Origin of the sequence: Alkalibaculum bacchi, assembly GCF_003317055.1 — a bacterium.
Lineage (GTDB): Bacteria > Bacillota > Clostridia > Eubacteriales > Alkalibacteraceae > Alkalibaculum > Alkalibaculum bacchi.
In genome coordinates, this window is the sequence record NZ_QNRX01000004.1 from 147,540 (window position 1) to 160,531 (window position 12,992).

9 protein-coding genes are annotated in these 12,992 nt (G+C 34.1%); all 9 read left to right on the forward strand.

Translation table 11 applies throughout. From position 1 onward, the window contains the following. Nucleotides 1-278 precede the first annotated feature (278 nt). The 9 genes from spoVG to DES36_RS04420 all read left to right on the forward strand — a co-directional run bounded on the left by spoVG (nt 279) and on the right by DES36_RS04420 (nt 12,889). Entirely contained in the window at nt 279-584 is a 306-nt protein-coding gene (gene spoVG / locus DES36_RS04375) for a septation regulator SpoVG (RefSeq protein WP_113920010.1), read from the forward strand. A 256-nt stretch (nt 585-840) separates the two neighbouring features. Continuing rightward, nucleotides 841-2,202, forward strand: coding sequence for a bifunctional UDP-N-acetylglucosamine diphosphorylase/glucosamine-1-phosphate N-acetyltransferase GlmU (gene glmU / locus DES36_RS04380; RefSeq protein WP_113920011.1), 1,362 nt, complete (start codon nt 841-843; stop codon nt 2,200-2,202). 34 nt (nt 2,203-2,236) lie between these two features. After that, on the forward strand, nt 2,237-3,184 hold the full coding sequence (locus tag DES36_RS04385) for a ribose-phosphate diphosphokinase (protein ID WP_113920012.1): 948 nt from the start codon (nt 2,237-2,239) through the stop codon (nt 3,182-3,184). Between the two features lie 18 nt (nt 3,185-3,202). Further along, the gene (gene pth, locus DES36_RS04390; RefSeq protein ID WP_113920013.1) at nt 3,203-3,760 is read left to right on the forward strand and encodes an aminoacyl-tRNA hydrolase; all 558 of its coding nucleotides are present in this window, start codon (nt 3,203-3,205) and stop codon (nt 3,758-3,760) included. Between the two features lie 618 nt (nt 3,761-4,378). Then, nucleotides 4,379-7,849, forward strand: a complete 3,471-nt coding sequence (gene mfd, locus DES36_RS04395; RefSeq protein WP_113920014.1) for a transcription-repair coupling factor — start codon at nt 4,379-4,381, stop codon at nt 7,847-7,849. Between the two features lie 115 nt (nt 7,850-7,964). Then, entirely contained in the window at nt 7,965-9,434 is a 1,470-nt protein-coding gene (locus DES36_RS04400; RefSeq protein WP_113920015.1) for a peptidylprolyl isomerase, read from the forward strand. A 17-nt stretch (nt 9,435-9,451) separates the two neighbouring features. Then, on the forward strand, nt 9,452-10,387 hold the full coding sequence (locus DES36_RS04405; RefSeq protein WP_113920016.1) for a peptidyl-prolyl cis-trans isomerase: 936 nt from the start codon (nt 9,452-9,454) through the stop codon (nt 10,385-10,387). Nucleotides 10,388-10,461: 74 nt separating this feature from the next. After that, nucleotides 10,462-11,010 (forward strand): stage V sporulation protein T, encoded by a 549-nt coding sequence (gene spoVT, locus DES36_RS04410; protein ID WP_113920017.1) that lies wholly within the window; start codon nt 10,462-10,464, stop codon nt 11,008-11,010. Nucleotides 11,011-11,311: 301 nt separating this feature from the next. Beyond that, nucleotides 11,312-12,889: a putative polysaccharide biosynthesis protein gene (locus tag DES36_RS04420; protein ID WP_113920019.1), complete on the forward strand. Its 1,578-nt coding sequence runs from the start codon at nt 11,312-11,314 to the stop codon at nt 12,887-12,889. Nucleotides 12,890-12,992: the final 103 nt, after the last annotated feature.

The window sequence follows — 12,992 nt, forward strand, 5'->3', positions numbered from 1 at the left end:
CAAAAGCACTGTTTTCGCATAGCTCTCTAGTAGGAAACTTCTCCCTTTGAATAAAGTTCTTATTGATATGTAAATACTTAAGGGCAACGGTCACCATTGGTGACCTAAATCATTTACATAGAGCTTACAACATATAACTTAGAACGAAAGCGTCGAAGGCGCTTTTCCCCTACTTTGTGAAAAATAATAAAAAAGTTTTAAAAAAAAGAAGGAGTTTTAAAGTTTATATCGAATAATATATATATACCTATACATAAGATCCTGAGGGGGGACATAATATGCAAATTACTGATGTACGTATTAGAAAAATTTCTAAAGATGGAAAGATGAAAGCGATAGTCTCTGTTACATTTGATGATCAATTCGTTGTACACGATATCAAAGTAATAGAAGGACAAAATGGTTATTTTATTGCAATGCCAAGTAGAAAGACACCAGATGGTGATTTTAAAGACATTGCGCATCCCATTAATATGAATACTCGTACTATGATTCAAGATGCTGTATTGGATAAGTACAACGCAGTATTATTAGAAGAAGAGTTTGTAGAAGCAGAAGGTGTTGTAGCAACAGAGGAAGAATAAGAATCAAGTACATGAAGAAAGAGGGGATACCCCCTCTTTTTTGCATGTTCTAAACGGTTGGTCGGGAAAGAACAAGCTAAAAGGAAGTCCCTAGTCTTTAGTCCCTAGCATAAAGGCTACTTAAAGTAGCCATAGAGCTTAAGAGGAATCCATGCAAGCTAGTGGCTAAGGACTAGCGACTATATTTTTTCCTATACAAAAATTATAAAAATCTATATAATAAGTGTGCAGTATGCTTTTAAAGGAGAGGGTATCAATGAAGGAAAATATTGCGATTATTTTAGCTGCAGGACAAGGGACAAGAATGAAATCCGATATGCCGAAAGTTTTACATAAAATTTGCGGGAAATCGTTGATTCAGCATGTACTAGACCATTGCACAGATGCATCTATAACAAAAAAATACGTAGTAGTAGGTCATAAACACGAAGAAATTCGAAAAGCTTTAGAAGATACAGTAGAGTACGTTCTTCAAGAACAGCAATTAGGAACAGGTCATGCCATTATGCAGGCAAAAGACATATTAGAAGAAAATCTTGAAAGCAATATTATCGTTCTTATGGGAGATGCACCTTTAATATCTTCTCACACATTAGATAAATTTATAAAGCTTCATGAAAAAAATAAAAATAGTGTAACGGTATTAACTGCTACTACAAAAAGTCCTCATGGATATGGTAGGATAGTTAAAGATCAAGGTGGAAATTTGCTGAAAATTGTCGAACAAAAAGATGCTACTGAACAGGAAAAGCAAATACAAGAAATTAACTCAGGGGTATACTGTTTTAAAGGAAAGGATCTTGTAGATGCATTATCTAAATTGACAAATGATAATGCACAAGGAGAATACTACCTGACAGATGTAATTGAAATCATGAAAAAAGATCATCTTATAGCAGGGGTATATAATACTTGTGAAGAAGATATTAAAGCAGTCAATTCAAAGAGAGAATTAGCTGAAGCCGATTTCATTATGAGAAGGCGAATTAATAATAAATTAATGGACGCTGGGGTTACTATTATTGATCCAAACTGTACTTATATCGGTGCAGATGTTATCATAGGTAGAGATACGATTATCTATCCTGGAACGATAATTGAAGGCGATACTGTTATCGGAGAAAAAACCACTATTGGTACAAATTGTAAAATTGTCAGTAGTCAAATTGGAGATAGAGTAGATATTCAAAGTTCTACAGTACTTGAGAGCGAAATCATGAACGAGACAAAAGTCGGTCCATACGCCTATATTCGCCCTAATTGTACCATTGGAGAAAGGGTTAAAATAGGAGATTTTGTCGAGGTTAAAAATAGCACTATAGGAAATGATACAAAGGCATCACATTTAACCTATATAGGAGATGCTAAAGTAGGCTCTGGGGTAAATTTAGGTTGTGGAGTAGTATTTGTAAACTACGATGGGAAGAAAAAGCATCAAACCATAGTAGAAGATGATTGCTTTATAGGATGCAATGTAAATTTAATCGCACCAGCTAATATAAAAAAAGGTTCATACATTGCAGCAGGTTCCACAATAACAGAACCTGTTGAAGAGGATACTTTAGCTATTGCACGATGTAAACAAATTAATAAAGTAGGCTATATAAAAAATAAATAAAAGAACACATATTCTAAGGAGGAAATAGTTTATAATGGATGGTAAATTTCAGGGAGTGAAGCTAATTGCGGGAAATTCTAATCCCATACTTGCACAGGAGATATCACAAATATTAGACATTCCGTTGACCAATGCAACAATTCAAACTTTTAGTGATGGAGAAATCTCAGTTAATGTTAATGAAACGGTAAGAGGAGCTGATGTCTACGTAATTCAGTCTACATCTAATCCAGTTAACGACAATTTAATGGAACTGTTAATCATTATCGATGCAATGAAGAGAGCATCTGCAGGAAGAATCAATGCAGTAATCCCTTATTATGGATATGGAAGACAAGATCGAAAAGCAAAATCTCGAGATCCTATTACTGCAAAATTAGTAGCAGATTTAATTACAGTAGCAGGAGCAGATCGTGTAATCACTATGGATTTACATGCAACTCAAATTCAAGGGTTTTTTAATGTGCCTGTAGATCATTTATTAGGTATGAATATTTTAGCAGATTATTTCAATGAATTAAATCTTTCGGATTTAGTAGTTGTTTCACCAGATGCAGGTAGTGTAAAGAGATCAAGATTGCTTGCCCAGAAGCTTGAGGCACCTCTTGCTATCATTGATAAGAGAAGACCTAAGGCAAATGTCTCTGAAGTAATGAATATTATCGGAGATATCGTAGGAAAAAACTGTATTGTAATAGATGATATGATTGATACTGCTGGAACCATATGCAATGGAGCAGAGGCACTTATAAAATTAGGAGCTAAAAATGTGTACACAGTATGTACCCATGGTGTGCTTTCAGGTCCAGCTATAGAAAGATTGAAAACGGATAATATTAAAGAAGTTGTTGTACTTAATACAATACAAATTCCAGAAGAAAAGAAACTCGATAAAATGACCATATTATCAGTAGGACCTATTTTTGCAAAAGCTATCGAGCGAGTTCATGATAGCAAATCTTTGAGTAAACTATTCGACTAATTAGAAACAGGTGATTCTTTGAAAGCAATAGTTGGTTTAGGCAATCCTGGAGACCAGTATGCCCATACGAGACATAATATAGGATTTCAAGTCATCGATGCTATTGCTGATAGTTATGCGGTGCACTTTAAATCAAAGGGTAAATCTCTTATAGGAACATTTTTCTTAGATGGCGAAAAGGTCCTTCTAGTAAAGCCTCAGACCTTTATGAATTTAAGTGGAGAAAGTGTATTTGATGTAGTAGATTACTACGATTTGGATATGGAAGATCTTCTGATTATTTACGATGATATTGACATTGATGTAGGAAAAATGCGAATAAGGCAAAAAGGCAGCGCAGGAACACACAATGGAATGCGTTCTGTCATTTACCATCTAAAAAGCGATGAAATGGCCAGAATACGATTAGGTATTGGAAAACAGGACAATATACCATTAGATAAATACGTTTTAGGCAAATTTACTCCTGACGAATTATCCATTGTAAAAGAGACCGTTGAAAAAGCAGCAAAAGCAGCCCTGTTTTTTGTAAAAGAAGGCATAAATCTTTGTATGAATAAGTATAATGTACGATGAACAACGAGCCAAGCGAAGGCGGAGCTTTTGCTGTAGATATAAGATGTAGCAGCCAAATAGCTTGCTAATTTGGCTGAGGAATCTTATATCTACGTAAATGAAAGCGCAAGCTTTCATTTGGCGAGTGTCACGACCGCAGAATCGACGTAGGAGATTCTAAGGTTTTAAGGTGGTCAGGTGGTAAGGGAAAGCTGAAAGCGGAAAAACCCAACTCGACTTTGAGTGAGGTAGCTTGATTGGTTGGATGGTTGGTTCGTTGGACGGGGAAAACAAAAAAGCTGAAAGCTGAATGCTGAAAGCGGAAAAAAACTAAACTCGCCTTTAGGCGAGATAAAGACCTGGGCTCCTACCCCAGTCATCCTCAGCGTCAGCGAAGGATCTTTACGAATTAACTACAAGAATATACAGTATGTAAGGTCTGATGATTCATTTATAGAATGATAGAATAAAAAAGTAATACTTATGCATACTCTGTTTGACTATCGTTAAAAGCTAATATGTAAAGCAATATAATTTAATAAGCAAAAATAATCTCTACGCTACTAAAATAAATAGTATAGAGACGAAACACCTATGCCCGGTTCTTAAAGCCGGGCTAGTGGTATTTAGAGGTGAAAAATGAAGAATTTGTTACAAGATGTAGTACAAAGTACAAAATCCTATAGTCACTTAGTGGAGGAACTAAATAGTAAAGATCATGTGGGAATAGTCAATATTGATGAGGGGCTAGCCCTAGTCTATGCAGTAAATTTACTGGAAAAAGAGAATATTCTTCTCATATGCGAAAATGAGCTACAAGGGGAAAAAATCACTACAAGCCTTAATGAAATCTCTCCTGGAGTTGCCATCTTTCTTCATTCTGAGCCGAGCCATTTTTATTTTGTCAACTCTCATAGTAAAGAATTGACTCATGATCGAATTCGAGCTTTTTATGAGATTCTTTCTCATAAAAAAAGAATTATCGTTACGCCATTAGAATCTTTATTTAAAAAATTAATGCCCCCAAAGGAATACAAGAAATTATTTAAAACCATAAAAGTTGGGCAAATCATTGAAATGGATGATTTTGTGAAATTGCTCACAGATTTTGACTATCAACGTTGCGAAATGGTAGAGAATCCAGGACAATTTTCGGTTAGGGGGGGAATTGTCGATGTATTTAATATTATTGACAAGAATCCTATTAGAGTGGAATTTTTTGATGATGAAATTGACTCCCTTCGGGTGTTTGATATAGAAAACCAACAATCTATGGAAAAACTAGATAAACTAAGGCTCTCACCTGCTCATGAAATCCTGTTTAAAGATTATGAAAAACAGGAACTTTATGACTCGCTACAGAAAGATATGAAGAAGTCAAAGAAGAAGGTTGGAGAACGAGAGATACGTTTAGAAAATCTAACAGAAAATTACATCAATGGACAAGTAGAAAATCTAGAGGGATTAATACCCTATTACAAAGGGGAACTATGTTCTTTAATTCATTACTTTAGTCAAGACACTCATTTTTTATTTTTTGAAGGAGATCGATTTAATAACCAATTTGAGAGTTTTTCAAGTCAATTAAAAGAAGACTTTCAAAGTTTATTGGAAAGAGGCGAAATCTTTCCTAATTTTTTTCAGCGCTTTTTTGCTTTTGAACAAGTACAAGATTTTTTACAGGATAAGAAGACTATTGATTTTCAAGGCTTAAGTAAGAAGTTTAATTTTATTAAACCACAATCTATAATCGAAGTGAATTCTAAAGAGGTCTATTCTTTCTATGGAAAAGTTCCCGAGTTTATGGATCAATTGGCCCAATGGAAAAAAGAAGCCTACACTGTCCTTATCCTTGGGCAAGACAAGAGCAGATGCAATAATATAGTTGAAATGCTTTCAAATTATAGCATAGAAGGTTATATTCAAAAAGAAAATATCTTAAGCAAAAAAGTAAATATTGTACAGGGGTCTTTAGAAAAGGGATTCGTCTTGTATGAAGACAAATTAGTCGTTTTATCTGACCGAAATATCTTTAAGGAAAAGATAAAGAGCAAAAAGAAAAAGAAAAATAAAAAAGGGAAAAAAATAGAATCTTTTACAGATTTAAAAGTAGGAGATTATATTGTACACGATACTCATGGTATTGGTGTATATGCTGGAATAGAGCAGATTGCAGTTGAAGGTGTGAAAAAGGACTATCTCCATTTAAAATATGCTAAAGGGGATAAGCTTTATATTCCAGTAGACCAAATGGACTCTGTACAAGTTTATATTGGTTTTGGCGATAAAAAACCTAAAGTCAATAAATTGGGTAGTATAGAATGGAAGAAATCAAAGCAAAAGACAAAAGAATCCGTAACGGACATGGCCAAAGAATTGCTAGAAGTTTATGCAAAGAGAAGAAAAGCAAAAGGCTATGCTTTTTCAAAAGACAGTAATTGGACGAGGGAATTTGAGGAAAAATTTCCTTATGAGGAGACTGGAGATCAGCTTCTGGCTATTGAAGATGTAAAAGGAGATATGGAATCCGATATGCCTATGGACCGCCTAATCTGTGGAGATGTAGGTTATGGTAAGACAGAGGTAGCTATAAGAGCAGCGTTTAAATGCATTATGGATAATAAACAAGTTGCCATGTTGGTACCTACAACCATCCTTGCACAACAACACTATAATAGCTTTATGGCTCGATTTGAAGATTATCCTATACGCATAGAAATGCTTTCTCGCTTCAGGACAAAAAAGCAGCAAGAGCAAATTATCGAGGATATAAAACGAAATCAGGTAGACATTATCATTGGAACACATCGCTTACTATCAAAAGATGTAAGATATCATGATTTAGGGCTACTCATCGTGGATGAAGAGCAACGTTTTGGCGTCAAGCATAAAGAACAGATTAAGGAATTAAAGACCAATATAGATGTCTTAACCCTCAGTGCTACGCCTATACCAAGGACTCTTCACATGTCCTTAATAGGTGCAAGGGATATGAGTATACTAAACGAACCTCCTCATAATCGAACGCCAGTACAGACGTATATCATGGAATACAATGAAATACTCATACGAGACGCCATCAATCGAGAATTGGCTAGAAATGGTCAAGTCTATTATGTTTACAATAAGGTTTATGATATTGAAACAATAGTTGCAAAGGTGTCAAGGATGGTACCAGAGGCGAGGATTGCCATAGCTCACGGAAAAATGAGTGAGACGAAATTAGAAAATATAATGATGGACTTTATGGATCATGAATACGACATCTTAATATGTACTACGATTATTGAATCGGGACTTGATATTTCAAACGCCAACACAATCGTTATAGAGGATGCGGATCATATGGGACTTTCTCAGCTATATCAGCTAAGAGGTAGAGTAGGTCGTTCAAATAGATTATCCTACGCTTATATTACTTATCGAAAGGACAAAACCCTTAGTGAAATCGCAGAGAAAAGGCTGAAAGCTCTTAAAGATTTTACAGAATTTGGTTCAGGTTTTAAAATAGCTATGCGAGATTTGGAAATTAGAGGGGCGGGCAGTATGCTAGGCTCTAAACAGCATGGTCATTTAACTACTGTTGGTTACGATATGTACTGTAAGATTTTAGATGAGGCAGTAAAAGAGTTAAAGGGAGAAGAGACTTCAATACAAATCAATACCACAATCGAGTTAGATGTAGATGCTTATATTCCATCTACCTATGTGGAAAGCGAAAAACAAAAATACCAAGTGTATAAAAAAATTATTGGTATTGAAAGCCAAGCGGAATTAAATCAAATTGAAGAAGATATTGAAGACAGATATGGTAATTTACCAAAAAGTGTTCAAAACCTTCTGTATATTTCCTATATTAAAAAAATGTCTTCAAGTCTAGGTATGGACAAAATCAAAGGAATAAATAATCAGATCGTCTTCACCTTTGAAAATAGCTTCTTTTTAAGCATAGATGAGATTAAAGAAATAATTAAGGAATATCCTGTACAATTTAATACGGACCGATCTGGAAATACAAGTCTTATATTGAAACAATCTGTACATGACAGAAATGTTCTCATTAGCCTAAAAGAGTTTGTAGAGAAGATTAAGGCTATTAAAAACCAGTAAGATTCGATATAATTATTTTAGTGGAAAGTGGGAAGTGGACGATGAAAAGTTGTAGTGTAGGGAATGACGCCCTCGTCGTTCCTAAACAATCAATCTATTTAAGGGAGGAAACAATTTGATTAAGAAAAAGAGTACTCTAGTAGCACTCATACTTGCTGTTATCATGGGATTTAGCGGATGTAATATGGTCAAAGTAAATCCTGAGCAAGATATGAAAAGAGTCGTATATGAGACGAAGGATGGGGAAGTTACGAAAAAAAGGTTTACGGAGCTATTAACTTACTATGAGATGGTTTATCAACTAAATGGCTATGAAATGCCGAAAGACAAAGAACTTACTACTTTAAAGGAAGAGCTATTAGATACATTAGTTGAAATAGATTTGTTAAAAGCAGAAGGGGTAAAAAAAGACCCTGAAATTGACCCAGAAGAAGTGCAAAGCCAAGTAGAAGGCACAATCTCTAATATGAAGTCTGGTTTTAAAACAGAAGAAGAATATAAAAAATTTATTACAGATCGAAATCTTACTCAAGAAGAATTTGAAGACTTCATTAAAACCTATACAGAAGATATAAACTATGCAAATGCCTTTATCGAAACTTATACAGATGAGCTTTTTAAAAGCGGCGAGGAAGCGAAAAAGGTTGCTGTTACTGTAAACGACCAAAAATTAATGAAAGATGAATTGTACTATTATTTATCTCAAGTAGAATTAAATTACTATATGACTACTGGTAGTGGTTTACCTACAGATGAAGAATCTATCAAATCAACTTATAATCAAGTGCAAAATCAAATGGCTATCTCTCATTTGGTTCGAGAAGATGCTAAAAAGCAAGGCATAAAAATCGATGATAAAGCACTCACTGAAAAGCAAAAGGAGATAAAATCGCAATTTGAAAGTTTTTATGGCGAAGACGTGACAAATTATTTAAAGAGTTATTATATTTCAGAAGCGAGGTACGATGAACTAACGAAATCAGATGCTTTAACAAGACTTTATGAGGAAGCTATAAGTGAAAATTTCAAAAAAGATACAAATGTAACAAAAAAAGAAATTGAAACCTATTACAAAGAGAACAAAGAATCTTATAATACGAGTACAGTATCTGCTAAGCATATATTAACTACTTCAGAAGACTTAGCAAAGACTATTAAAGGTGAAATAAAAGATGCAGATACTTTTGAAGCCGCTTTAAAAAAGTATCAAGATCATGAAGAGGTATCAGAAGCTGCAGATTTAGGCGAATTCGGATATAAAAAAATGGTAGCTGAATTTGAGAAGGCTGCCTTCGAGTTAGAACCAGGTCAGATTAGTGATGTAGTAAAAACAGATTTCGGCTATCACATCATTTATGTTTATGACAAAAACATAGTAGAGCTTCCTACTTTAGGAGAAAAGACGGATGAAATAAAAGAAAATCTATTAAATGAAAAAGTGAATACCAAATTAAATTCTTATAAAGATAAAATTTTAAAAGATGGGGATGTTAAAAACGCGAAAATCGTAGACCCTTTTGAGAGCTTTATTAATAATTTGAAAGAGGAATACAAAGTAAAAACCTATCCGAAAGTATTAAATTAAGGGAAAGAGGTTCTCTGGTGAGAAGAGCACAGATTGTCTTTGTACTAGTAATTCTACTTTTGATTAGTGGCTGCAAATCGAATACAGAGGTTGTAGCTACAATCAATGATAAGAAGATCGTAAAGGAACAATTAAATAGGCAATTAGTCTTGACGGAAATAAGCTATAGTATAAATGGCTACGATTTTCCTAATAGCGGTGAAACCCGGAAGGATTTAGAGAAAAAACTCATAAACAAACTGGTAGAATCTTATGTATTAGTGGATGTAGCAAAAAATGAGGGCATCGAAATACAAGAAAAAGAAGCTTTAGCTCAAAGGGATTCTCTTATAGAGACTATTATCTCCTTATACGGAAGTAACGAAAAGTATAATGAGTTCTTAAAGGGAAAAGGCCAGGATAGAGATGCTTTTGATGAGTATCTTTTAGGCTTGGCCAAAGAAAGTGAATACATCTCTAAATTATATGAAAAAATAACGAAAAGTATATCCGTAAACTCTGAAGAAATCTCAAATTATTATGACGAGCACATAAAGTATTATAATTATAGTATGAAATCCATTATGGATATTGAGGCTAAAGACCAAAATACGGTACAGAAAATTTATAATGAGCTTAAAAAGAAAGATTTAAGTTTTGAAGAAGCTCTAAAAGAATTTGAAGATAAGAATGATGTAAATGCTTCTGACCTAGGTACTGTATACTACAGTAGCAATGAAAAAGAGTATTCTGAAATTGTTTTTTCTACGAAAGTAGGCGAAATGAGCTCTGTTTTCGAGAGTCAAGGAAAGTACCATATTATCTACGTTTATGACGAAAATATTCAAGAGCCAATACCCTATGAACAAGTCATGGAAAGAGTGGAAAAAGATCTTCTAAAAGAAACAAAAGATCAGGCCTACAAAAACTATATAGAAGGTCAAATGAAAGATTACGATATTAGGTTAAATTAGAAAAATTTGAATAAAAAGACCAATCTAATAGAATACTAAATTTTAGACAACAGTATCTATTAGGAGGTAATAATTTGAAAGCAACTGGTATTGTTAGAAGAATAGATGATTTAGGCAGAATAGTTATACCAAAGGAAATAAGACGAACTTTGCATATAAGAGAAGGAGATCCATTGGAAATTTATACGGATCGACAAGGAGAAGTAATCTTAAAAAAATATTCTCCTATAGGTGAATTGGGAAAATTTGCTCAAGAGTATGCAGAGTCTATATTTCAGATGGCCAAGTATATAGTATGTATATGCGATCGCGATAATATTATAGCTATTTCGGGCTTACCAAAGAAAAATTTGCTAAACAAAAAGATTGGTCCTCAGATAGAGAAGGTAATAGAAAATCGAAGAACTGTCGTAGGGGACAAGTCTACAGGAAATGAATATACTTTATTAGTAGATGAAGATGAGGATTTATTTGTTTGTGTTATATCTCCTATCGTAGCTCAAGGAGATCCTATCGGAGCCTTAATACTATTATCAGAAGATAATAATATTAAAATAACCGATAACGAAGTAAAAATCGCAGAAATTGGCTCAAGTTTCTTAGGGAAACAGATGGAGCAGTAAAAAAAGCCACTTTAGGTGGCTTTTTTACGTTCTACGTTTTAGGTAAAAGCAGGTGGTCAGCAAAAGCGTATCTCGCCTATAGGCGAGTTAATGAAAGATCTTATGGCGCTAGCTTCTCCGGCAGTCATCCTGAGCGTAGCGAAGGATCTCTACAAACTAATTACTACAACCAAACTTCTCTTCATAACAAAATTTAATATAATTTTCCGCTTTCAGCTTTCCGCTAAATTCACGAATATTTTTTATTTCCCCGCGTATGTTTTATTGATAACCAAAACATAAATATACGGGGGTTACTTATATGTCACGAAATTCCTACATACGTGGTGCGGGAATATTAGCTATTGGAGGGCTGTTGTCGCGTTTTATAGGGCTTTTTTATAAGGCTGCTATAACAAAGATTTTAGGTAGTTATGCCATGGGCCTTTATTATAATACGTTTTTTGTGCTCAATTTTGTCTTAAGTTTTATTATAGCAGCAGTACCTATTACTTTGTCAAAGATGATTGCTGAAAAGCGCACTTTAGGACAGACAAAAACCATCAATAAGATTATGGTTGTAGTGACAGTGCTCTTAAGTTTAATAGGGGCCTTTTTTACTTATACTATTATCTTTTATGGTAAGTCCTTTATTGCTTTTGCAGGTTGGGATCCAAATACGTATTATCCTTTAATTGGCTTGTCCTTTGCACCTTTGTTCATCGTCTTTGTATGTATTATTAGAGGATACTTCCAAGGTATGAATAAAATGGATCCTACGGCTAAATCTCAAATAGCAGAGTCCCTTGCCCGATTGTTAGTAGGAGTGCCCCTTTGTTATTATATGACCAATACCTATAATACTTCATTAGGAGCTGGTGGAGCTACGTTTGCCATATCTATAAGCGAGGCGGTTGGATTAGTAGTTCTATTTGCTGCTTACACAAGATATAAGAGAGAAAATACTGTTCGTTTAAATTCAAACCAATCTATAGACAGTATGCAAAGCATCGTAAAGAACTTTTTGTCTATAGCAGTTCCCGTTTCTATTACGTCTATACTATTATCTCTCAATGGCATGGTCAATTCCGTTACATATGCACCTAGATTGGCTATTGCAGGGGTTGCCCTTGAAGACGCTACAAAGATGTTTGGAGACTACTCGAATGCCAGCACCTTAATTAATATCCCTATGACTATCAGTATGGCTGTATCTACAGCAATTCTTCCAGCTATAACAGAATCCTACGTGAGAAAAGATATGGCATCTATTTGCAGAAAAACAGAGTCTGCAATGAGAATTATATTCATGGTAGGATTTCCTTGTATTGTAGGTTTAAGTTTATTTTCCGATCAAATATTTAGCTTGATTTTTAATGATTCTATTTACGGTGGGCATATCTTGTCTTATAGTTCTTTTTCCATTCTATTCATTATGATGGTAGCAACATTACAGACGATACTACAAGCAATGAATATATTCAAGCAAGTTATGAAAGATATTGTAATAGGAACGATCATTAAGTTTATATTAAACTATACATTGATGGCTATTCCAGAGCTAAATATTGACGGTATGGTTATCAGCAACTTTGTTTCTTTTGGCGTCATCGCCCTATTAAATTATAGAATACTAAAAAAAATTGCCGGTTATAAGATGAACATATGGCAAACTATTATAAAGCCGCTACTGTCTAGCTTAATTATGGCTATATTTTTGATTTTGTTAGGAAATATTGTCTTTGCTTATTTTAGCAATAGCATTGCAATTATTTTAATCGTTTTAGTAGCTATACCTTTTTATACAATAGCCTTGTTCTTGACAAATACTATAAAACAAGAAGATCTAGATATGATACCTGGAGGAGAAAAACTAAAAAAATATTACCGAAAAGGATAGAGAATGCAAAAAAAGAATTGAGTACAAAAAAATAGGTGATATAATAACAAAGGTAGTATGGCACTCGATGGGTGCCACACTACCTTTGTTAGTTGTAAGTTTT